The sequence below is a fragment of the Nocardia uniformis NBRC 13702 genome (assembly GCF_001613345.1).
Classification (GTDB): Bacteria; Actinomycetota; Actinomycetes; order Mycobacteriales; family Mycobacteriaceae; genus Nocardia; species Nocardia uniformis.
Genome location: NZ_BDCE01000066.1, coordinates 75,945 through 98,818 on the forward strand (window position 1 = coordinate 75,945; position 22,874 = coordinate 98,818).

Here is a 22,874-nt window from a genome sequence, read left to right on the forward strand (position 1 = left end):
GTCGGACCGGGCCACATTCCCTCCCGATAACGCTCCACGGGGTTGGTCGGCTCTAGCGGTCCAACTTTCCGGCCTGGATATCCCCGACGAACGAGTCCCACACCGCGCCACCGAAAACCAGCGCCGGGCCATCGGGGTTCTTCGAGTCCCGCACGCCGACCATGCCCGTCGCAAGGTGAGCAGCTTCCACGCACTCCCCTCCCGCAGTGCTGCGACTCGACTTGAACCACTTAGCCTCGGACAGGTCGATGCTCACTCGCCGTACTCCTTCGCTATCGCCAGCACAAGTTGCCTGGTCTCTTCCGAATCCAACGCTACACGGCTGATCTCGGCAAACGCATCCTTGTAACGCTCTACCTCAGCCTCTCGTTCGAGGTACAGGTCACCGGCATATTCCTCCACGAAAACAATAGGGGGCTCGATCAATCCGGTTGCGGGGAGTTTGGGGAATGACAGCAGTACGAACGAGCCGACAGTGGGACCGAGGTGCGCTGAGGCGTTGAACGGGATCGCTCGGATCGAGACGTTGGGAAGCTTCCCCACATCCGCAAGCCGCCGGAGTTGCTCGACCATTACGGCAGTTCCGCCCACCTGATCACGAAGCACCGCCTCCCAGAGGATGACGTCCACTCGAAAATCAATGTCCTCCAAGCGGGCTTGCCTTCGGATGGCCACCTCGACACGCTTATCAACCTGCTCTGGTGGCATGTTGGGGTGTTGGGTCCATTCGATGGCGCGCCGATACCCAGGCGTCTGAAGCAGACCAGGAACAATGGCGACTTTCCACGCCGTCAGCCTTCGGGCAGCTTCCTCCAGACCGAGATAATGGTCGAATCCCGCCCGCATCTCGTCGGCGTAGGCACGCCACCAACCGCCGCCCGATCGTTGGGCATCACGCACCTCACGAGCCAAGTCCAGCAATACAACCCGTTTGCCGTCAGTCGCTTTGTATCCGTCGCACAAGGCATTGATGTAGAGGTCAGACACTTTGGTCGGTAGCCCGTCCTCCATTCGACCGATTGTCTGTGGGGAAACCCCGATAATCCGTCCCGCCGCAGTCTGATTCAACCCGGCCGCTTCTCGGAGATTGTGCAACTCGCGTCCAAGTGCCCGCCGCGCGAGCGTTGATCCGGTCACCATCTCGTTAGCCTCACTATCGGATGACGTGGATTCTGGAAGCCTCCAGGACGGGGGCACCCGCAATGGAAGGCTGGCAAAACTATTGGGGAATGGGTGGTCTGGTGATTCCAACCGAGCGTGAATTCGAGTGTACTCGTTCTGCATTCATAAGCCGGAGGTCCCGCAACATTGGAGAGCGGACTAGCCATCGGAAACTCCAAACCCCAAGAAGCAGACCGGGAGATGCTCATGAGCACCGTTGCCGCGCAGCTCGACCACTCAGAACTCCCGACGGTGGAGATGACGGTGGAGCGTGCCAGACACGACTTGGATGCCCATCACTCGTGCCCGATTGCGGTGTGCCCGAGAAAGGTCCAGGCCAAAGCGGTGCTGGCTGCCCGCGAGAGAGGACCCGGACCGACCCCTCCTCCGGTTCCATCCGGATGGATCTCCGGATGCTGCTGGAGCGGGATGGTGGGCTATGCCACCCGCAAATAATCTTCCGTCCTGGGCCAAACCCGGTGGCAAGGTTGTCGAGCTTTCGCAGACTCGGGGAATTGTGCTCAATCGGGCCAGGATCAAGGAAATTACCGATAGCGAGATCGTGCTGTGGGGAGAGCAGCGGTATCGAATCAGTTCGATGCGGGCCGCCGAACATTCCGAGCAGGTTGTATTCACTCGCCGGAACCCGTACCTCCCGCTGTGCGAAACGCGGCTCGCCAGCCCTGGTCACCCCGACGCTATTTCATGAAATGCACCGATACAGGCTGCTTTTCGACTTCCCGATCTCACCCACTCGATAGCGAGAGGTTCGATAATGAGCAAAGCCAAGCATTCGGTCCGATACCGTCGCCGCGAGCTCATGCTGTGCTGGGGCATGGTGGCGCTGATCGTTCTTGTGGGCGGTCTGCTACAGCCACTTGTGGGCGGTGGCGTGATGAGCGGGCTGATTGTCGCCGCGCTGGCAGGTCTCCCGGTCAAGCTTTACACCCCCGTACAGATTGCACCTCGACATCGGGCGTAGCAGGCCGTCAGCGACCTCGAATTCCTCCCGCCGCCGCGCGATCTGAATTCCCCTCCGCTGTCGTGAAATGGCCGTTCACCGGCCCTGTCGGTACGGATGACTACAGTCGGTCACGAATCATCAAGTACGACATGAGGGAATCGATGACGGTAGCCGAACAGCGTCGCACGGCCGGGGAGGACGGGGTGGACGTCGAATCGCTCTTCGAGCCGACGGCCAAGCAGCGTCGAAAGCTGCTGTATCGGCGGGATGGGCTGTTGACACCGCCGTCGATGGTGATCGATGTCGAGGTGGTGGCGGAGCAGGCGCAGGCGTGTGCGCAGCATTACGGGGTGGCGGTTGAGCGGCTCAATGAGCGGGAACCGCGGGTGGGGCGGGTGTTGTCCGGGGAGCCGGGGGCGGTGGCCGAGTTGCCGGTCGATATGGCCGCGGCGCTGTTGACTACGCGCACCGAGATGCCGTACTTCCTCACCGCCGGGGAGCGGCGGCGGTCGCTGGCGGATGTGGCTGCGCTGCTTGATCATTGGACTGTCATGCGCGGTCTCGCCTTTGCCGCCGAGGTGTTGTTGCGGGCGGTGACCGAACCGCTGTGGGTGGCACCGGAGTACTGGCATTCGCGCGGTGAGTACGACTCGATGCGGGCCGTTCTCGGTGTGCTGCGCAATAGGCTCGCGGCGTGTTCGGATGATGAACTGCCGCCGGTGATCGCACTGTTCGAGCGGTACCGCGGAGTTTCCCGGCATGCCCGCGTCGTCGCTTCGTGTCTGCTTCCGTCGCAACGGGATTGGGTGGCCACGGATATCTCGGAGGCGGTGGCGGGCGGGGATCGCACACAGGCTCGGCTATTGGTCGACGCAGCGGGCACGGTGGACCAGTTGCGACTGTTGAATACGCTGTTCGCAGCCCATTGGCAGGACGGCAATGGCGTGGCCATCGATACGGCCGCCATGGCTATAACCGTGGTCGACGGCGTCGGGTTCGAAGTCGTAGAGGTACTCACCGGCTGGTTCGACCACTGGGATATCACACAGGCACTGCGCATTCCGATCGCGGAAGCGCTCGCCGTGATACCCACCGATACGGCGTTCGCCGCGCTCGCCACCCGGTCGAATCACCCGCCCGCTTCGACCGCGTTACGCCAAGCCGCCCAACGTTTTCCGAGCCGAGCACTGCGACTGCTGAATCCGGCCGACCACTCCGCCATATTGCGCGAACACGTACACGGCAATGCCGATCTCGCCCGTGAACAGCTGGCCGACCTGCCGACCACGACCGCGACCTTCGTCGCCGACGAACTGAGCCGGGTAACGACCCAGAGCAGTGGTGCGGGAGCCTCACCCGGCATTCTGCGAAATCCACCGTGGGAGAACCGCAAACGCACCAAGCTCCCGACAGTGGCCGGTCTCGTTCCGCCCACCGAGCCGCACTGTGCCTGGCTGCCCGGGGAGCGGGAGGAATGGCGCGGGCTCGTGCGCGCCGAGGCTTACGAGGGCCACGGCGACGCCCTCGCCCGCAGCACGAACACGGAACTCACCACATACGCGCTGGGTGCGCTCGTGGTGGCGGGCCCGGAGCGAGCACTGCCGCTCTTGCCGACCGCGCGACTGCTGTGGGTCGACGACCAGTGCCCCGAGGTGCGGGCCGCCATCGCCGTATTCGAAACCGCCGCCTACCCGATGATGGTGGACGCGGCGCGTGAACAACCCCGGGATATGGAGGATGTCGTCCTGCCCTACGCGGGTGTCGAACTGGTTGATCTGGCAGCGGCACGGCTGGATCGGCGCACTCTGCGACCGGGAGCCCTGCGCTATCTGCGTCGGCATGCTCGGTTCGTGGCGCAGGTGCTGATTCCACGTGCCGTCGGGCCGACGGCGAAGGACCGTCGCCTCGCGACCCGCGTGCTACGGCTGCTCGACGGCCTGGGGTATGGCGACGATATCCGCTCCGCCGCACAGGAATACGGCCCCGCAGCGGCCACCGCGATGACTGCCGTAGTGGATGCCGATCCACTTGTGCTGCTGCCCACCCGCATGCCGTCGGTCCCGGACTGGGTGAATGTGGCCGCACTCCCCCAGGTGCGCGCCACCGACGGCGAACCTCTTTCGGCCACCGGCGTCGAGAACCTGCTCATCATGCTCATGCTCGCCGTTCCCGGCGAACCGTATGCCGGTGTGGCGCAGGTGCGTCGCGACTGCGATCCGGCCTCACTGGCCGATCTGTCGTGGGAGCTGTTCGCGCAGTGGCAACGTGCGGGCGCGCCCACCCGGCACAGCTGGGTCTATGAGGCACTGGGCTCATTCGGTGACGACACCACGGTGGAATCCCTACTGGAGCATGTGCGCGCCAACCGCTCCGATGCCCGCTCGGTGACCGCCCTCGACGCCTTCGTCGCCATCGGTTCCGATGCCGCACTGCTGGCGTTGAAGTTCATCAGCGAGAAAGTGCGGACGACGCGGGTGCGGGTCGGCGCGAAGGAACGCATCGAGGCGGTCGCTGATCGCTTGGGGCTCACCGCCGATCAATTGGCGGACCGTCTCGTCCCCGATCTCGGATTGCGCGCCGACGGCACCACGCTCCTGGATTTCGGACCGCGTCGGTTCGTGGTCGGCTTCGACGAACAATTACGCCCGACCATCGCGACCACCGACGGCGATCGGCTGAAGGCACTGCCCAAACCTGGCGTGCGCGATGACGCCGAGCGAGCCGAGGCCGCGCACAAGGTATTCCGAAGGCTGAAGAAGGACGCCCGCGCGGTGGCCGCCGACCAGATCAAGCGGCTGGAGCGGGCCATGGTCACGCAGCGCCGCTTCACCGTCGACGAGTTGCGCACGCTGTTCATCGCGCATCCCTTGCGCTGGCATGTGACCCGACGCCTGGTGTGGGGTGTCTACGATGGCGAAACCCTCACGGGCACTGTACGTATCGCCGAGGACCGCACCTTCGCCGACAGTACCGACGACACCGTGTCCCTCCCCGATGACACTGTGCTCGGCGTCGCCCACCCCATCCAGTTCCCGAACGAGGTCACCGGGTGGGGTGAGATATTCGCCGATTACGAATTGCTGCAACCCTTCCCGCAGATGGGCCGGGAGGTCTACACCGTCCCGGATGAACTCCTGCACGCCTCCAAGATCGTCCATGCCGGCGACAAAGCCGACGGCCCGCGCTTCCTGAGCCTCGCCGCACGCGGCTGGCTCCCCCCGGAGACCGACGACGGCGGACACATCTACACCTTCGAGAAACCGCTCCCGCACGGGCGCTACCTCGTTATCTCGGCCGATCCCGGCCTGGCGGCCTACAACCTCAGCGCGTCCAATCCGCAAAGCTTCGGCGTCTACCTCCGCCAGACCCGATCGACCAGCGGCAGCATCACATTCGCGGATCTGGACGAGGTCACCGCCTCGGAGATCCTGCGCGATATCGCCTGGCTGAATTCGGCGGCAAACTGAGCAGCGCTATCCCAGTCCTCCCGGCGTGCTTTCTATCCCCCGTCATTCCGGACGATGGGTGCCGGGTCGAGGGGCGACATCGTGATGTCACGCGCTGCGATCGCACGGCCGGCGGCAATAATCGGCCCCATGGGTGAGCCGAGGCAGGACCGGTGACGGCGACAGCGGTGGCGGTGATCATTGCCGGAGCGCTGATCGCCGGGGCGGTATTGGCGTGGCCACGCACGCGGCGCACGGTCACGACTCCGGCCGAACGCGCCGTACATACGACGCTGCACACCGCCTCACTGGCGGCGATACCGCTGCGCGGTGGACTCACCGAGGAATCGGCCGAGGAAGCCGCACCGCACCTGCGCATTCTCACCGGCGCGGAGGCCCTCGGAATCACCGATCCCGAGGGCGAACTCCTCGCCTGGGACGGAGCACACGGCGATCTGGCCGACCGTTTGACCGCGGCCGCACAGCGCGCGGTCGACGGTGAGCGGCGAGTGTTGGATACCGACACCGGGGCGAATTCGCGTCGCATTCTCATCGCCCAACCGCTGCTGATCGACACCGGCGCCGTCGGGGTACTGGGCATTGTGGTGATCGGTCAGCCGGAGCCGGGCATGCTCGGCGCGCTCGCCGAGGTGGCGCGCTATGTGGTCGGCCAGCTCGAATTGGCGGAGCTGGACGCCTCCCGGGCGCGCCTCGATCGCGCCGAGGTGCGGGCACTGCGCGCTCAGATCAGCCCGCATTTCATCTACAACGCCCTCAATACGATCGCGTCGTTCGTCCGCACCGATCCCAGCCGAGCCCGCGAACTCATCCTCGAATTCGCCGACTTCACCCGCTATTCCTTCCGCACCGCCGGTGAGTTCACGGTGCTGGCCGACGAATTGACCAATATCGACCGCTATCTCGCGCTCGAACGCGCCCGGTTCGGCGACGCGCTGCAGGTTCGCCTCCAGATCGCGCCCGAGGTGCTGAGCGTGGTGCTGCCCTTCCTCGCGCTGCAACCCCTGGTCGAGAACGCGGTCCGGCACGGCCTCGCCCCGCGACCGGGCGGCGGCACGGTCAGCATTATCGCCATCGACGAGGGCACCGACTGTGTGATCAGCGTCGAGGACGACGGTGTAGGCATGGATGCGGAGCTGCTGCGCTCGGGGGCACTCGACGCCGTCGAAACCGGCCGCCGCACCACCGGTCCCGAATCCGCGCATGTCGGCCTGGCCAATGTCGACGACCGCCTGCGTGCCGCCTTCGGCAATGATTACGGCCTGGTCGTGGAGACAGCGCGGGGCGCGGGCACCAAGGTCAGCATGCGGGTGCCCAAATTTCGCGCGGGCATCCAGGTCTGATGTGGACGATCGACCTACCTCCGCGTCCCCGACCATGGCCGCGTTGTGTCGGATTTGCGAGCTACGCCCGCCTGCCCCGGTGGTGGCATAGCATGACCCGATTGTGACGACCAGCGACAGTGGGCCCGGCGCGCTACGCGTGCTCGCCGTGGACGATGAGCAGCCAGCACTGGACGAGCTGGTCTATCTGCTACGTGCCCAGCCGGATGTGGGTGAGATCCACCGTGCCGATGACGCCACCACCGCTTTGCGGCTGCTGCGCGCCCATCCGGTGGACGCGGTCTTCCTGGATATCAATATGCCGGGGCTCGACGGTATCGAACTGGCGGGCATCCTGACCGCCTTCGCCAATCCGCCCGCGGTGGTCTTCGTGACCGCGCACGATGATCGCGCCGTCGCCGCCTTCGATATCGGCGCCACCGACTACCTGCTCAAACCACTGCGCGAGGCCCGCCTCGGGGAGGCCGTCCGCCGGATTGCCGCCGCCCGCGCCGAACGAGCGGCCACGGTGGATCCCGATGAGGTACTGCCGGTGGAACTGGGTGGTGTCACCCGACTGGTGGAACGGTCCACGGTCAGCTGGGTGGAGGCCGATGGAGATTACGCCCGCCTGCACACCGCTACCGGCTCGCACCTGATCCGTATTCCGCTGTCGGAGCTCGAATCACGCTGGCGGGACGCGGGTTTCGTGCGCATTCACCGTTCCTACCTGATCGCCCTGCGTATGGTGACCGGCCTGCGCACGGTCGGCACCGGCACCGTGGTGTGTCTGCGCGCCGAAGGCGCCTCGGCCGCCGTCGAACTGCCGGTCAGCCGCCGCCAGGTGCGCGATCTCAAACAGCGCCTGATCGGACCTCGCAGCAGGACCGCGCGATGACCGGCCCGCAGCGTCCGATCCGGCAGCGCGTGGTGCTGGCCGAGCGGCGTGGTGCGCGCATGGTGCGGACCCGGGTGGAGGTGGCCGAGCAGACCGAGATCGGTGCGGCCATGATCGGCGGACTGATCCGGGCGCAATTCGGGCTCGCGGTCCGGGTCGGGCTCGTGGTGGTCGCGGTCCTGGGCGCGCTGCCAATGCTGTTCGCACTGGGTGCGCCCGGGGAGATGGTGGTATTCGGTATTCGTCTCCCCTGGCTGCTGCTCGCCGTCGCGTCGACACCGTTCCTGTACGCCGCGGGTCGGGTGTACCTGCGGCTGGCCGATCGCAATGACCACGACTTCACCGAATTGGCCGAGGACTGAGGTGGACGCCGCATCCGGCCTCACCCTGGCCGCCCTGCTGCTGGTAGCGGTGGCGACCGTCGCCATCGGCGCGCACGGAGTTCGGTTGGCGCGCACCACCTCCGACTTCCTGGTCGCCTCCCGTGGTGTCGGGTCACGACTCAATGCCGCCGCCATATCCGGCGAATACCTGTCTGCCGCGTCTTTCCTCGGTGTCGCCGGGCTCATTGCCAAGTTCGGGGCCGATGCGCTGTGGTATCCGGTCGGCTTCACCGCGGGGTATCTCGGCCTGCTGTTGTTCGTGGCCGCTCCACTGCGCCGATCCGGGGCCTATACCGTGCCCGACTTCGCGCAGTTCCGGCTGGGTTCGGTGCGCATGCGCCGGTTGGCGGCAGTGGTCGTCGTTCTCGTCTGCGTGCTGTACCTGATTCCCCAATTCCAGGGCGCGGGCCTGACTTTACGGATTCTGCTCGGCGTCCCCGACTGGGTGGGCGCGGTAGCGGTGGGCGTCATCGTGATCGCCAATGTCACCGCGGGCGGTATGCGGTCGATTACCTTTGTGCAGGCCTTCCAGTACTGGCTCAAGCTCACCGCGCTCGCCATCCCGGCCCTGGTTCTGCTCGGGCATTTCCTAGCCGATGACCGCGAATTGGGTTCTCCCGCACCTCCGACCGTCACCCAGCAGACCACCGTCGATGTCACCACCGATGTGCGGGTGCGATTGGCGGGCGATATCCCGCAGTCGATATCGATCACGGGCACCATCGACGGCCGCGAGGTGAACGGCCCCGTGACAGTGACGCCCGGCGAGCACGAACTGAGCGCGGGCACCACGGTGGTCCTGGACGCCGGGGACGCGGTGCCCGTGGTGCTGGGCGCACCGGATAACGGCGCGGACTGGCTCACCCCCGGCGGCGGCTTCGGCGGACCGCATCCGCTCTACGCGGTGTACTCGCTGATTATCGCGCTCTTCCTGGGCGCCATGGGATTACCGCACGTGCTGGTCCGCTTCTATACGAATCCGGATGGCCGGTCGGCCCGTTCCACCGCCCTCTCGGTAATCGGCCTGGTCGGACTGTTCTATACCTTCCCGGTGCTGCTGGGCATTCTGGCGCGCCTGTACGTTCCGCAATTGCTGATTACCGGCACCTCCGATGCCGCGGTCCTACTCCTGCCCGGCGCGATCCTGTCCGGCCTGGCCGGAAAACTCCTGGCCGCATTGGCCGCCGCGGGCGCGGTCGCCGCCTTCCTGTCCACCTCATCGGGACTATTGGTGAGTATCGCGGGCGTACTCAGTACCGATGTGCTGCGCGGCCGAATTCGCGACTTCCGGTATGCCGCATTGGTCGCCGGTGCTGTCCCCCTGGGACTTTCGTTCACCGTGGCCACCCTCGATGTCTCGCGTTCGGTGGGCCTGGCCTTCTCGGTGGCCGCGTCGACGCTCTGCCCACTGCTCGTACTCGGCATCTGGTGGCGCGGCCTGACCGCCACGGGGGCCGCTGCCGGATTGATCGTCGGCGGCCTCACCGCGGGCGGTGCGACCGCGGTCTCGGTGCTGGGCGGTATCGGCGACGCGGTCGCGGGCGGTTGGCCCGCCGCCATCCTCGGCTATCCGGCCGCGGTGAGCGTCCCGCTCGCCTTCGCCTCGATGATTCTGGGCAGCAAGCTCTCTCGCGGCCAGTCCCCCCGCGTCGTGGCTCGCGTCTTCGTCCGCATGCACGCCCCGGAGCGACTCGGCATGGGCGCCGATCGCGAACGCGGACTGCGGTCGGCATGAGCGGTCGAGGCCCGAAACAGACAGCCGGTCGAGGCCCGAAACAGACAGCCTGAGGCAACCGCTCATCGCATGGCGCCGACCGCTCACCGCACGATCGCGCGCCTTCACCGAGTGATCCAGGCCACACTGTGTTTTCGTCATCTACCCGCCGATACGGTGCTCGGAGAGTAAGCCACATCACACGCTAGGACTCCGATGAGCAGCATCGATCTCGACACCGACGGCGCACCGCCGCGGCGGGTAGCCACCGCCGAGGATTTCGTCGCCATGCAGGCCAGCCCCGAGTTCCAGGAGCTGCGCACTCGCCTGCGGCGCTTCGTCTTCCCGATGGCGGTGCTGTTCCTGACCTGGTATCTGGTCTACGTGCTGCTGGGCGCGTACGCGCACGACTTCATGGCCACCGAGGTCTTCGACAATATCAATGTCGGACTCCTGCTGGGCCTCGCCCAGTTCGTCTCGACCTTCCTGATCACCGGCCTGTACGTGAAGTTCGCCAATCGCGAACTCGATCCGCGCGCCGCCGCCATCCGCAACGAGCTCGAGGGAGACCAGGCGTGATCAGCTACTACGCCGCCGAGGGCACGGTGGGCAATCCCGCCGCCAATATCGGCATTTTCGCGCTCTTCGTAGCCGTGACCATGGTCGTGGTTATTCGCGCGAGTCGCAATACCTCCACTGCCGCAGACTATTTCACCGGTGGACGCGGCTTCTCCGGTCCGCAGAACGGTATCGCCATCGCCGGTGACTACCTGTCGGCGGCCAGCTTCCTCGGTATCGCCGGAGCCATCGCCGTCTACGGCTACGACGGCTTCCTGTACTCCATCGGCTTCCTCGTCGCCTGGCTCGTCGCGCTGCTGCTTGTGGCCGAAATGCTCAGGAACACCGGCAAATTCACCATGGCCGACGTACTGAGCTTCCGATTGAAGCAGGGTCCGGTGCGCACCGCCGCCGCGCTCTCCACACTCACGGTGTCGCTGTTCTACCTGCTCGCGCAGATGGCCGGCGCCGGTGGTCTGGTGGCGCTGCTGCTCGATATCCAGTCCAGGGCCGGGCAGTCGCTCGTCATTGCCGTGGTCGGCATTCTCATGATTGTGTACGTGCTGGTCGGCGGCATGAAGGGCACCACCTGGGTGCAGATCATCAAGGCCGTCCTGCTCATCGCGGGTGCGGGCCTGATGACCGTGCTGGTGTTCAGCAAGTTCGGGTTCAACCTGTCCGAGATTCTCGGCGCCGCGCAGAGCAAGGTCTCCGAGGCCACCACCACGGGCGTCGCCTCTCGCGATGTTCTCGCCCCCGGCGCGCAGTACGGCGGCAGTGAGATGTCGAAGCTGAACTTCCTGTCCCTCGGCCTGGCCCTGGTACTCGGCACCGCCGGTCTGCCGCACGTGCTCATGCGCTTCTACACCGTGCCGACCGCCAAGGAGGCCCGCCGCTCGGTGGTGTGGGCGATCGCCCTCATCGGCGCGTTCTACCTGTTCACACTGGTGCTCGGTTACGGTGCGGCCGCCATTGTCGGCCCGGACAAGATTCTGGGCGCGGCCGGTGGGCAGAACTCCGCGGCTCCGCTGCTGGCCTTCGAACTCGGAGGTGTGCTGCTACTCGGCATTATCTCCGCAGTCGCCTTCGCCACCATCCTCGCGGTCGTGGCCGGTCTGACCATTACCGCGTCGGCGTCCTTCGCGCACGATATCTATGCCGGTGTGATCAAGCGCGGAAAGGTCGACGAGTTCAAACAAGTTCGGGTATCGCGTATTACGGCGGTCGTCATCGGCCTGCTCGCCATCGGACTGGGCATTCTGGCCAACGGTCAGAACATCGCCTTCCTGGTCGCACTGGCCTTCGCGGTGGCAGCGGCGGCGAATCTGCCGACCATTCTGTTCTCCCTGTTCTGGAAGCGGTTCAATACCACCGGCGCGCTGTACAGCATGTACGGCGGCCTGATCTCGACCATCGTGCTGATCGTGTTCTCCCCCGCGGTGTCCGGCAGCTCGACTTCCATGCTGAAGACCATGGATTTCGCCTGGTTCCCGCTGTCCAATCCGGGCATCGTGTCGATTCCACTCGCCTTCGCGCTCGGTGTTATCGGCACCTTCGTGGGCGGCGATAGCGAAGATCCCGCCAAGGCCGCCGAAATGGAGGTGCGCTCGCTCACCGGCGTCGGCGCGGAGAAGGCCGTCGTGCACTGATCGAGTCGTCACCGCGAAACCCGCGCTCGCCCTTTCGATTCCCTACCAGGAGTATCCAGTTGTCCAGCGTTGTCAGTCATTCCGAGATCTACCCGCCCAGCACCGAGTTCGCGGCGACGGCCAATGCCACCGAGGCGCTCTACGATCGCGCCGAGGCCGATCGGCTCGCCTTTTGGGCCGAACAGGCCAATCGATTGCATTGGGATCAACCGTGGTCGCAGGTGCTGGATTGGGATGACGCACCGCTGGCGCGCTGGTTCGTCGACGGCAAGCTCAATGTCGCCTACAACTGCGTGGATCGGCATGTCCATGCCGGGCACGGCGATCAGGTCGCCATCCATTGGGAGGGCGAGCCCGGGGATTCGCGGGATATCACCTACGGTCAACTGCTGGCCGAGGTATGCCGGGCGGCGAATACCCTGACCTCGCTCGGATTGCGGGCCGGGGATCGCGTCGCCATCTATATGCCGATGGTGCCCGAGGCCATTGTGTCCATGTTGGCCTGTGCGCGACTGGGTTTGACGCATTCGGTGGTGTTCGCCGGATTCTCGCCGAGTGCGTTGCGACAGCGGGTCGATGATGCCGAGGCGCGACTGGTCATCACCACCGATGGGCAGTGGCGTCGCGGTACGGCGGCTCCGTTGAAAGCGGCCGTGGATGAGGCGCTGTCCGCCGACGGCGGTGCCGCGAGCGTCGAACATGTACTCGTGGTGCGGCGCACCGGCATCGAGGTGCCGTGGACCGCGGGACGCGACCTGTGGTGGGACGAAACCGTCGGGCAGGCCTCAGCCGAGCACGAAGCCGAGGCCTTCGATGCCGAGCATCCGCTGTTCATCCTCTACACCTCCGGCACCACCGGGAAGCCGAAGGGCATTCTGCACACCAGCGGCGGGTATTTGACCCAGGCGGCCTACACCCACCATTACGTGTTCGACCACAACCCCGGTCGAGATGTGTACTGGTGCACCGCCGATATCGGCTGGGTGACCGGACACTCCTACATCGTCTACGGGCCGCTCGCGAATCGCGCCACGCAGGTCGTGTACGAGGGCACGCCCAACTTCCCCAATGAGCACCGGCACTTCGAGATCATCGAAAAGTACGGCGTAAGCATCTACTACACGGCTCCGACGCTGGTGCGCACGTTCATGAAGTGGGGACGTGAGATCCCCGAATCGCACAACCTGTCGAGCCTCCGGCTGCTCGGGTCGGTCGGTGAGCCGATCAATCCCGAAGCCTGGCGCTGGTACCGAGAAGTCATCGGTAGCAACAAGACACCGATTGTGGATACCTGGTGGCAGACCGAAACCGGCGCAATGATGATTTCGCCGCTGCCGGGTGTCACCGCCGCCAAACCGGGCGCGGCCATGCGCCCGCTGCCGGGCATCTCCGCGAAAGTCGTCGACGAGGACGGCAATCCGGTCGAACTCGGAGAAACCGAGGCCAACGGCTATCTGGTCCTCGACAAGCCGTGGCCCGCGATGCTGCGCGGCATCTGGGGTGATCCGGAGCGGTATCAGGACACCTACTGGGCGCGGTACGGGACGCGGGGTTGGTATTTCGCCGGTGACGGAGCCAAGCTCGACAAAGACGGGGACCTGTGGGTGCTCGGCCGCGTCGATGACGTCATGAACGTCTCCGGACACCGCATCTCCACCGCCGAGGTCGAGTCCGCCCTCGTCGGCCACTCCGCCGTGGCCGAGGCGGCCGTTGTCGGTGCGACCGACGCGACCACCGGTCAGGGCATCGTCGCCTTCGTCATCCTGACCGGCGGTACCGAGGACACCGGTGACGCGCTCGTCGCCGAACTCAAGGCCGAGGTGTCGCGGGAGATCAGCCCGATCGCCCGCCCGCGCGAGATCCATGTCGTGCCCGAGCTGCCCAAGACCCGCTCCGGCAAGATCATGCGCCGCCTACTCCGCGACGTCGCCGAGGGCCGCGAACTCGGCGACACCTCCACCCTGGTGGACCCGACCGTGTTCGAAGCGATCGCCCGCCGGTGATCGCCGATCGGTTGGCCCGGCCACAATGAGGGGGCCGGGCCAACCGATCGCCACCAACCGCGGGACCGGTCAGGCGATACTGCTTTCATGAGGATTTCGGTAGCCGCGGACGAGAACGTCGGCGTCGCCTCCGCCGTTCCGGCGGAGCTACGCCGGCGTGGACACGAGGTGACCGTGCACGGGGCCTTGGCACCGGAGGAGCGGGACGACTGGGCTTGGGCCAGCGAGGCAGCGGCTCGGGATGTGGCCGAGGGTCGGGCGGATCAGGCGGTGGTGTGCTGTTGGACCGGGACCGGTGCGTCCATCGCGGCGAACAAGGTCCCCGGGGTGCGGGCGGCACTGTGTGTGGACGCGTATTCGGCCGATGGGGCGCGCAAGTGGAATGACGCGAATGTGCTCGCCCTGAGTTTGCGGCTCACCTCGCAGCCACAGTTGGGTGAGATTCTGGATGCCTGGTTCGCCGGGGCCGCAAGCCAGGACCCCGGCGATCGCGCCAATATCGCGCATATCGACACAATCGGGTGACTACGTGTCCTGATCGGCGAGACTGGTGTATTCGGAACGCAATTCGCGTTTGAGAATCTTCCCGCTGGGGTTCCTGGGCAGGGCCTCGGTGAAGGTGATGTACTTCGGGACCTTGTAACCGGCCAGGTGTTGTTTACAGTGCGCGATGAGCGACTCGGCTGTCGGCGGAGTTCCGCCGCGCGGGATAATGATCGCGGTGACGGCTTCGATCCAGTGCGGGTGTGGAATCCCGACCACCGCGGCTTCGGAGACGTCCGGGTGCTGGTAGAGGATTTCCTCTACTTCGCGGCTGGCCACGTTCTCGCCGCCGGATTTGATCATGTCCTTCTTACGGTCGACCACGCTGAGGTACCCGTCGGCATCCATGATGCCGAGGTCGCCGCTGTGGAACCAGCCGTTGCGGAAGGCATCCGCGGTCTTGTCGGGGTCGTTCCAGTAGCCGAGCATGGCTTGCGGGGAACGGTGCACGATTTCGCCGATCACGCCGGGAGCCACCGGGGTGTCATCGTCATCGACTACGCGGGTTTCGACATTCAGGGCGGGGCGTCCGGCCGAACCGGGCTTGGTCAGCTGATCCTCGGGGGCGAGTACGGTTGCCAGCGGGGCCAATTCGGTTTGGCCGTAGAAGTTGGTGAGGCCGACGCCGGGGAGGCGAGCGGAGAGTTCGTGTAGGACCTCGACCGGCATGATGCTGGCGCCGTAGTAGCCCGCGCGCAGGGACGAGAGGTCATAGCTGTCGAAGTCGGGGTGGCGGAGCAGGGAGACCCAGACCGTCGGTGGGCAGAAAAGCTTGGTGGCGCGTTCGGTTTCGATGGTGCGCAGGACAGTCGCGGGGTCGGGGCCGGGGAGCAGAATGCTGGTGGCGCCCAGGTAGATGTCAGGTGTGAGGAAGCAGTGCAATTGGGCGCAGTGGTAGAGCGGGAGGGCGTGCACCTCGATATCGGCGGCGCTCATCCGGCCATCGACGATAACACTCATGTACTGGGCGATCAGGGCGCGGCTGGTCATGATCGCGCCCTTGGGGCGGGATTCGGTGCCGGAGGTGTACATGAGCTGCACCGGATCATCGTCGGCCACCAGAACTTCCGGCTCCGAGGCGTCGCTGTGACCCTCCCAGGCCGCCACATCGTCCCAGTTCGCACCCACCGGCAGCCCATTGAGGCCGATCCAGCCGAACAGCCGAATCTCACTGCCGCCCAGCTGTTTCACCGCCGCCTCCGCCTCGGCGGCCAACGCGTCCTCCGCGATCACGCCGATGGCTCCGGAATGCCCCAGAATGTAGGCGACCTCATCGGCGGTCAGCATGAAGTTGATGGGCACCGACACCGCGCCCAAGCGGGCCAGCGCGAAATACAGCAGGACGAACTCGCGGCAGTTGTGCGAGTAGAGGGCGATCCGATCCCCCTGCGCCACACCGCGATCGGCGAGGCTGTGCGCGACCCGATTCACCGCCGCGTCGAGTTCGGCGAAACTCTCCCGCCGCTCCCGCCACACCAGTGCGGTCTTATCCGGCAGCCGTGCGGCACTGCGCCGCAACAGATCCCCCAGAGACTGACTGCGTGCCCCGGCGACAATGCCTGCTGTGTCCATGCGACCACGGTTTACCACCGGAATGTGTCCCGCGCCATAGAGTCCCGCTGAACAGGACCTTTACCCGGCCAGCTCACTGCGCCACAGTGCGCAGCGTCCGGTGTAGTTCGGCAGGTGTTCGGCCGCGAACTCGCGCGCCGACCAGTCCTGGTCCAGCACCTCCGATGTCCAGGCATAGGTCCACGCGGGAAGATCGCGATCCCCCACGTGCACGAACACCGGCACCAGATCGTATTCGTCATCCTCGAAGGCATCGAGCACCCGCCATTCGGCGGCGGTCAGACCGCTCAGCACCGCACCGTGCGCCATCGCCCCGACCGCGGCGACCAGTCCCGGGTACACCCGCTCCGGCAACGCCGCGGTCCGCCGTCCCGATACCCACGCGGCTTCGATTCCCGGTGTGCGCCCGATCAATTCGGTCAGCACCTCGGGAAACCGCAGGGTGCCGTAGACAAAGAGCGGATCATTCGCCACCGGAAGCCGCCGAATCCCTTGCGCCGCCATCACCGCACCGCTATCGCGGACTGGCGAACGGGGTGAACAGCGCCGCATCGTGCGAATTCACAATGGTGATCTCATGCCCGTGGTCACGCTTCAATTCCAGTAGCCGCCGCTGATTCTCGCGGTACGCGCTACCCACGATCGCACCCATTCCATAGGCCTTCCAGAACAGTGGTGTCCGCGGGTTCACCGGATCGATGGTGCTGCCCAGGAAGAAGGCATCACCGGCGTGCAGCAGCCAACCGCGGCCGGAATCGACTGCGACACCGACATGTCCGCGAGTATGTCCGGGTAGGGGTACCAAAAGGATCTCGGGCGGCAATCCGGGCAGATCGCGTACCGCCTCGAACCCGAACCAGGGTTCGCCGCCCTCCACCTCGTTCACCATCCACTTGGGTCCGTGCGCCCACTGCTGTGCCCGGTAGCGCATCCGCTCCCCCAGCGCGCGACCGACCATGGCCGCCCGGAACTCCGGCCCGTGCACATGTACCGTCGCCTCCGGAAAGTCGGAGAGTCCACCGGCGTGATCGAGATCCAAATGCGTGAGGATGATGTGCCGCACATCGCGCGGGTCGTAGCCGAGCGCCTGAATCTGCCACAGGGCGGTAGCCTCGGGTCGCAGTTTCAGACCCGCCACGAATCGGAAGGGTCCGATCATCTGCCCAGGGCGGCGCACACAGTCCATTCCGTACCCGGTATCGACGAGTACGAGCCCGTCACGCTTGGTTTCGAGGAGCAGACAGTGATCGACCATGCCCATGGCCATGGTCCCGCAGTCGAGATGATGAATCCGCACGTGCCCGAGAGTCCCAGACGGTACCGATCCGGTCAATTGGAACACCCGAACCGGTCGGTCAGCGTGGCTGCTCCGCGCGGATGACCGCGGCCAGAATCTCGTAATCCTCGGTCCGAGCGGTGGACGCCCGGAAGGCCAGGCCCACGGTGCGCCCCGGCGTGGGCGCGGCGAAGCGGGCGATTTCCAAAGTGCCGCGCGCGGTTTCGGCCGCCACCGCCATTTCCGGAATGAGGGTCACGCCGAGATCGCCTGCCACACACTGCACTACGGTCGCCAGCGAGGCCGCGCGGGTATCGCCGACCGTTCCCGGATGCGCCTCGTGGGTGCGGCACAGGTCGAGGGTCTGATCGCGCAGGCAGTGCCCCTCGTCGAGCAGTAGCAGCGGCAGTGCGTCCAGGTCACCCGGCCGCAGATCGATACGTCCGGCGAGTGCGTGTCCGCGCGGCAGCACCAGGACGAATTCCTCGGTATACAACGGAATCTCGACCAGGCCGGTGGCGTCGGTCGGTAGCGCCAGCATTGCGACGTCAAGTACCCCTGACCGCAGCCCGTCCAACAGTCGCGCCGTTTGATCCTCGATCACATGCGGCACCAGTGCGGGCAGCTGCTTGCGCAACTCCGGCAGTAGCGCGGGCAACACATACGGGGCGACAGTGGGAATGATGCCCATGCGCAGTGCCCCGCCGAGCCCGGACCCGGCGGCCGAGGCGACGAACCGATCGGCCGCCTCCAGGGTCGCCATGGCCTGCGGCAGCAAGCGCTTTCCCGCGGGCGTGACCAAGACCCGGCGGGTGCTGCGCTCAATTAGCTGAAGCCCCAGTCCGTTTTCCAGTGATGCCAGTGCCTGCGATAACGTGGGCTGGCTCACGCTCAGCCGATTAGCTGCGGTGCCGAAATGGCGATACTCCGCGATCGCCACGAACGCACGCAGCTGCGACAGGGTCGGCTGATAAGTTTGATCAGTCACGCCTATCAGTGTAGTGCGACCGATCACCTTTACCTTTTACCGAGGTTTGGGCAAGATCGTTTGCAACAGTCACGACACGATCGTTTCGACTACCAAGAGGAGCAAAGTATGGCCCTGCTGACCATTGGCGACCAGTTCCCCGCCTACAACCTGAAGGCAGTCATCGGCGGTGACCTGTCGAAGGTGAACGCTCAGCAGCCCGACGACTACTTCACCCAGATCTCGAGCGACGACTACGCGGGCAAGTGGCGCATCGTCTTCTTCTGGCCGAAGGACTTCACCTTCGTCTGCCCCACCGAGATCGCCGCCTTCGGCAAGCTGAACGATGAGTTCGCCGACCGCGACGCTCAGGTGCTCGGCGCTTCGGTGGACAACGAGTTCGTGCACTTCCAGTGGCGTGCCCAGCACGACGAGCTCAAGACCCTGCCCTTTCCGATGCTGAGCGACCTCAAGCGTGAATTGGCCGCCGCCACCGGTGTTCTCAATGCCGACGGTGTCGCCGACCGCGCCACCTTCATCATCGATCCCAACAATGAGATCCAGTTCGTCTCTGTCACCGCGGGTTCCGTGGGCCGCAATGTCGACGAGGTGCTGCGCGTACTCGACGCCCTGCAGTCCGACGAACTGTGTGCCTGCAACTGGAAGAAGGGCGATCCGACCATCCAGGCCGGCGAGCTCATGACCGCCTCGGTCTGACAATCGTCCGTCTGACAAAGGATTTCGCGCTGTGACCATCGACAACCTGAAGAACTCGCTACCCGAGTACGCCAAGGACCTCAAGCTCAACCTGTCCTCGATCGCACGCACCACCGTGCTGACCGAACAGCAGCTGTGGGGCACCCTGCTCGCCGCGGCGGCCACCACCCGATCGGCCACCACGCTGCGGGAAATCGCCGAAGAGGCCGCAGACACCCTGTCGGCCGAGGCGTACAACGCCGCGCTCGGTGCCGCGTCCATTATGGGTATGAACAATGTGTTCTACCGCGGCAAGGCGTTCCTGGGCGGCCGCTACGACGATCTGCGGGCCGGTCTGCGTATGCAGATCATCGGTTCGCCGGGCGTCGCCAAGGCCGACTTCGAGCTGTGGTCGTTCGCGGTCTCGTCGATCAATGGCTGCCAGCACTGCCTGGAGGCGCACGAGCACACCCTCCGTGAGGAGGGTGTGTCGCGTGAAGTGATCTTCGAGTCGCTGCGGGTGGCCGCGATCGTGGCTGGCGTTGGTCAGGCCGTGGAGTCGACCGAGGCACTCGCAACCGCCTCGGTCTAGTACCGCAACACCGCCACGAAAGGCCGCGTACCGTTTCGGTACGCGGCCTTTCGCATTCGCGCATCTAGACTCACGGACATGCGGCCCTCGGGTTCTCGTGCGCGTGGCACTTCGCACCGTCGCTGGCGCAAATTCTTCGCTACCTGCGTGGTGCTGATCGCGGTGTCCGCGGCGGGACTCACACTATGGCTGCGACACCATGAGCCGCCCGCACATCCGGCCGCGCCGCTCGCGGATCCCACCGCAACCGCACTCCCCGATACCCAGCAGGCGCGCGACGAGTTGGATCGGCTGACCGTCACGTGGAACCGCAACTGGGAGTCCTACCAGCGCAATGCCTTCGGGCCCGGCTGGTCCGGTCACGGCGGTGAAGCGAAGCTCGCGAACGGATGCACCGCGCGGGAGGACATCATGCGGCGGGATCTGCGCGATGAGCGCGTATCCGGCAGCAATCCCTGCATGGTGCTGTCGGGAGTGCTGATCGATCCGTACACCGGGGAGCGATTGCCGTACGACCGGTTCAAGGCCTCCGGTATCGAGATCGATCATGTGGTGGCCCTCGGCGACGCCTGGCGATCCGGCGCCTCGGAGTGGAGCCCGGAGCAGCGGTGGCAGTTCGCCAACGACGTGGGCAATCTACTCGCCGTACAGAAGCAGGCCAATCAGGACAAAGGGGCGAAAACCCCTGATCAGTGGAAGCCCCGGCAGGAGTACTGGTGCGACTACGCACGCCGCTGGATCTCCGTGAAATCCCGCTACGACCTCACCGTGCAACCCACGGAGAAGTCCGCGCTCACCGACATGCTCGACACCTGCGTCCACACCTCCGCTCGGTGAGGTCGTAGCCTGAATTCCATGACCGTTCCGGAAAGCGATGGCACCCAGATCGAAGTGGTTCGCGTTTTCACCGACGCCGCCGGGCGTTACGGCAATCCGCTCGGCATCGCCCGCGCCACCGACGTCATCGATGTCGACCACCAGGCCCTGGCCGCTCGCGCGGGCTACGCCGAAACCGTCGTGGTGGAGGATCCGATCGATGACCGCGCCCGGATGCGGATCTACACCCCCGCCGTCGAACTGCCCTTCGCCGGTCATCCCTCCGTCGGCGCCGCATGGTGGCTCAATGCGCAGCTGACGCCGGTCACCGTGATCGAGGTCCCCGCCGGGCCGGTGGCCGTCGAAGCTGCCGACGGCCTCATCTGGGTGCGAGCGCGCGCCGAGTGGACCCCCAAGTTCGAGTTCCACCAGTTCGACGATGCCGAGGAGCTGGCCGCTCTCGGCCCCGCCGATTTCACCGCCGGCGCGCACTACGCCTGGATGTACACCAATGAACCACGCGGCGCGGTGCGCGCCCGAATGTTCGCCCCCGCCAGGGGAATCGCCGAGGACGAGGCCACCGGCGGGGCGGCCATCGCCCTCACCGCCCTGCTGCGCCGCAGTATCAACATCACCCAGGGGCAGGGCTCACAGATGTTCACGGCATGGGATTCCGAGGGCTGGGTGCGCTTGGGCGGCCGGACCGTCGCCGATCATCCGGTTGTGATCTGACCCTGCCGAAGCCGCCGAAGTTGCTGAAAGTGACTGCGGAACCAGGTGATTCGCACCCGCTGTCGGCAGCGGGGTCGCAATAAACCGCCTTGGCTATCCAGGGACGGATTGTTAGGGTGTACGCGTGAATTCTCCGGAGGCATCCAGACGATAGCCGCCCGACCTGTGGGTCGGGCGGCGTTGTGAGTACGTTCTCGCCGGTCGCTGCGCGACTGGAGGCGGGAGTATTTCGCGACGCCGGATGTTGGTTCTTCGCGGTCGGGTGATGGTTCACCCGATTCCGCGACTGTCCCGGGCGCTGCCGATATCTGTGGTGCGCCCTGTATCCGGAAGTTGTCTTTCCTATGCCCATTGTGGTTTTCGTATTGGCTGTCGCTGTGTTCGCACAGGGCACATCCGAGTTCATGGTGTCGGGATTATTGGGGCAGATCACCGTCGACGTCGGGGTTTCGCTCGGCGCCGCGGGTCTGCTGACTTCGCTTTTCGCCATCGGCATGGTGGTGGGGGCACCGGTAATGGCGATGGTGGCGGGTCGGTTGCCGGTCAGATATTCGGTGACGGCGTTCCTGGCGCTGTTCTGCGTCGCCCATATCATCGGTGCGCTGGCGACGGACTTCACGCTGCTGCTGGTGACACGCATCGTCGCGGCGGTCGCCAATGCCGGATTCCTGGCGACCGCATTGGCGGCCCTGCCACGGCTGGTCGGGCCGACTCTGATCGGGCGCGCCACCGCCGTCATCGTGTCCGGAGTGACCGTGGCCTGTATCGCCGGAGTACCGGCGGGGACGCTGCTGGGACAGGTGTGGGGATGGCGTTCGGCATTCTGGGCAGTGGCTGTCATCAGCGCGGCGGCCCTGGTACCGGTGTGGCTGATGGTTCCCCGCGGTACGCACGAGGCCGATCGGGTGAGCGCGATCGGACCGTCGATGCGCAGCGAATGGATGGTGCTGGGTAAACGGCCGGTCCGTGCCGCCATTGTGGCCGGTGCGCTGGTCAACGCCGCAACGTTTGCCGGGTTCACCTATCTCGGCACGATTACCGCCGAAACCACCGGGACGGAAGGCCGGTGGATTCCGGTCGTGCTGGCACTGTTCGGTATCGGTTCGTTCGCGGGCGTGACGCTTACCGGCCGCTACAGCGACCACCATCGAGGGCGGATCGTCATGGTCGGCACAGCCGTACTGGTCGGGGTCTGGACGCTGGCCGCACTGACCGCGCACACCCTGATCGGGCTGGCGATCATGGCGGTGGTCGCCGGTGCCGTCGCGTTCGGTGTCGGGTCGACGCTGATCGCTTCGATCGTGCGGGCCGCCGCACCCACCGCGCCGCGAATCGCGGGGGCGTTGGCGACTACCGCGCTCAATATCGGGGCGGTCCTCGGCCCCGCCACCGCCGGTGTGGTCGTCGATCGCACCGATCAGCCCACGATGGCGCTGTGGTGCGGCGCCGTGTTCACCCTGGCGGCGACGGCCGTTGTGCTGGTGGGCCATTGGCGCGGCGTTGGGCAGCGTCACGACCTGGGGGATGGAAATTCAGTTGCCGAATCTGTCGGTGGCCGATGAGA

At 65.8% G+C, this 22,874-nt stretch carries 21 protein-coding genes; 15 read left to right on the forward strand and 6 right to left on the reverse strand.

Translation table 11 applies throughout. The annotated features are described in order from the left end of the window. Positions 1–52: 52 nt before the first annotated feature. Complete coding sequence (locus tag NU1_RS24610) at positions 53–256, reverse strand: DUF397 domain-containing protein (protein ID WP_067524636.1); 204 nt, start codon at positions 254–256, stop codon at positions 53–55. Beyond that, a complete protein-coding gene (locus tag NU1_RS24615) occupies positions 253–1,284 on the reverse strand; it encodes a helix-turn-helix domain-containing protein (protein ID WP_307644750.1) in 1,032 nt (343 codons plus the stop codon). The genes NU1_RS24610 and NU1_RS24615 overlap by 4 nt, the downstream gene beginning before the upstream one ends. 652 nt (positions 1,285–1,936) lie before the next feature. Here NU1_RS24615 and NU1_RS24625 point away from each other — a divergent pair. The 10 genes from NU1_RS24625 to NU1_RS24670 all read left to right on the forward strand — a co-directional run bounded on the left by NU1_RS24625 (position 1,937) and on the right by NU1_RS24670 (position 14,641). Beyond that, positions 1,937–2,143, forward strand: coding sequence for a hypothetical protein (locus NU1_RS24625; RefSeq protein ID WP_067524643.1), 207 nt, complete (start codon positions 1,937–1,939; stop codon positions 2,141–2,143). A 143-nt stretch (positions 2,144–2,286) separates the two neighbouring features. Beyond that, positions 2,287–5,592 carry a DUF4132 domain-containing protein gene (locus NU1_RS24630; protein ID WP_157552974.1) on the forward strand — a complete coding sequence of 1,102 codons (3,306 nt, stop codon included), beginning with the start codon at positions 2,287–2,289 and terminating at the stop codon, positions 5,590–5,592. A gap of 152 nt (positions 5,593–5,744) precedes the next feature. After that, positions 5,745–6,932, forward strand: coding sequence for a sensor histidine kinase (locus NU1_RS24635; RefSeq protein ID WP_067524648.1), 1,188 nt, complete (start codon positions 5,745–5,747; stop codon positions 6,930–6,932). 103 nt (positions 6,933–7,035) lie between these two features. Then, positions 7,036–7,809, forward strand: coding sequence for a LytR/AlgR family response regulator transcription factor (locus NU1_RS24640; protein WP_245720291.1), 774 nt, complete (start codon positions 7,036–7,038; stop codon positions 7,807–7,809). Continuing rightward, positions 7,806–8,171, forward strand: a complete 366-nt coding sequence (locus tag NU1_RS24645; RefSeq protein WP_067524652.1) for a hypothetical protein — start codon at positions 7,806–7,808, stop codon at positions 8,169–8,171. Before NU1_RS24640 ends, NU1_RS24645 begins: the two co-directional genes overlap by 4 nt. Position 8,172: 1 nt before the next feature. Beyond that, positions 8,173–9,927: a sodium/solute symporter gene (locus NU1_RS24650; RefSeq protein ID WP_245720292.1), complete on the forward strand. Its 1,755-nt coding sequence runs from the start codon at positions 8,173–8,175 to the stop codon at positions 9,925–9,927. Positions 9,928–10,122: 195 nt separating this feature from the next. After that, a complete protein-coding gene (locus tag NU1_RS24655; RefSeq protein WP_067524656.1) occupies positions 10,123–10,485 on the forward strand; it encodes a DUF485 domain-containing protein in 363 nt (120 codons plus the stop codon). Further along, positions 10,485–12,113, forward strand: coding sequence for a monocarboxylic acid transporter (locus tag NU1_RS24660; RefSeq protein ID WP_170264238.1), 1,629 nt, complete (start codon positions 10,485–10,487; stop codon positions 12,111–12,113). Before NU1_RS24655 ends, NU1_RS24660 begins: the two co-directional genes overlap by 1 nt. Before the next feature lie 59 nt (positions 12,114–12,172). Next, positions 12,173–14,116 (forward strand): acetate--CoA ligase, encoded by a 1,944-nt coding sequence (gene acs / locus NU1_RS24665; RefSeq protein ID WP_170264230.1) that lies wholly within the window; start codon positions 12,173–12,175, stop codon positions 14,114–14,116. Between the two features lie 87 nt (positions 14,117–14,203). Continuing rightward, positions 14,204–14,641 carry an RpiB/LacA/LacB family sugar-phosphate isomerase gene (locus tag NU1_RS24670; protein WP_067524664.1) on the forward strand — a complete coding sequence of 146 codons (438 nt, stop codon included), beginning with the start codon at positions 14,204–14,206 and terminating at the stop codon, positions 14,639–14,641. Here NU1_RS24670 and NU1_RS24675 read toward each other — a convergent pair whose 3' ends face one another. Genes NU1_RS24675 through NU1_RS24690 form a run of 4 tightly spaced genes read right to left on the reverse strand, consistent with a single transcriptional unit; the run spans position 14,642 to position 18,495 of the window. After that, on the reverse strand, positions 14,642–16,231 hold the full coding sequence (locus NU1_RS24675; protein ID WP_067524666.1) for an acyl-CoA synthetase: 1,590 nt from the start codon (positions 16,229–16,231) through the stop codon (positions 14,642–14,644). A 60-nt stretch (positions 16,232–16,291) separates the two neighbouring features. After that, on the reverse strand, positions 16,292–16,705 hold the full coding sequence (locus NU1_RS24680; protein WP_212761542.1) for a gamma-glutamylcyclotransferase family protein: 414 nt from the start codon (positions 16,703–16,705) through the stop codon (positions 16,292–16,294). 40 nt (positions 16,706–16,745) lie between these two features. Next, positions 16,746–17,528 (reverse strand): MBL fold metallo-hydrolase, encoded by a 783-nt coding sequence (locus tag NU1_RS24685; RefSeq protein WP_067524675.1) that lies wholly within the window; start codon positions 17,526–17,528, stop codon positions 16,746–16,748. Positions 17,529–17,586: 58 nt separating this feature from the next. After that, positions 17,587–18,495, reverse strand: a complete 909-nt coding sequence (locus tag NU1_RS24690; RefSeq protein WP_067524678.1) for a hydrogen peroxide-inducible genes activator — start codon at positions 18,493–18,495, stop codon at positions 17,587–17,589. A 108-nt stretch (positions 18,496–18,603) separates the two neighbouring features. Between NU1_RS24690 and NU1_RS24695 the strand changes: the two genes are divergently transcribed. The 5 genes from NU1_RS24695 to NU1_RS24715 all read left to right on the forward strand — a co-directional run bounded on the left by NU1_RS24695 (position 18,604) and on the right by NU1_RS24715 (position 22,872). Next, the gene (locus NU1_RS24695; RefSeq protein ID WP_067524681.1) at positions 18,604–19,191 is read left to right on the forward strand and encodes a peroxiredoxin; all 588 of its coding nucleotides are present in this window, start codon (positions 18,604–18,606) and stop codon (positions 19,189–19,191) included. A 31-nt stretch (positions 19,192–19,222) separates the two neighbouring features. Next, positions 19,223–19,762 (forward strand): alkylhydroperoxidase, AhpD family, encoded by a 540-nt coding sequence (ahpD, locus tag NU1_RS24700; RefSeq protein ID WP_067524684.1) that lies wholly within the window; start codon positions 19,223–19,225, stop codon positions 19,760–19,762. A gap of 78 nt (positions 19,763–19,840) precedes the next feature. After that, positions 19,841–20,599, forward strand: coding sequence for an HNH endonuclease family protein (locus tag NU1_RS24705; protein ID WP_084521770.1), 759 nt, complete (start codon positions 19,841–19,843; stop codon positions 20,597–20,599). Between the two features lie 18 nt (positions 20,600–20,617). Beyond that, positions 20,618–21,310, forward strand: coding sequence for a PhzF family phenazine biosynthesis protein (locus NU1_RS24710; RefSeq protein ID WP_067524689.1), 693 nt, complete (start codon positions 20,618–20,620; stop codon positions 21,308–21,310). A gap of 344 nt (positions 21,311–21,654) precedes the next feature. Next, complete coding sequence (locus NU1_RS24715) at positions 21,655–22,872, forward strand: Cmx/CmrA family chloramphenicol efflux MFS transporter (protein ID WP_067524691.1); 1,218 nt, start codon at positions 21,655–21,657, stop codon at positions 22,870–22,872. Positions 22,873–22,874: the final 2 nt, after the last annotated feature.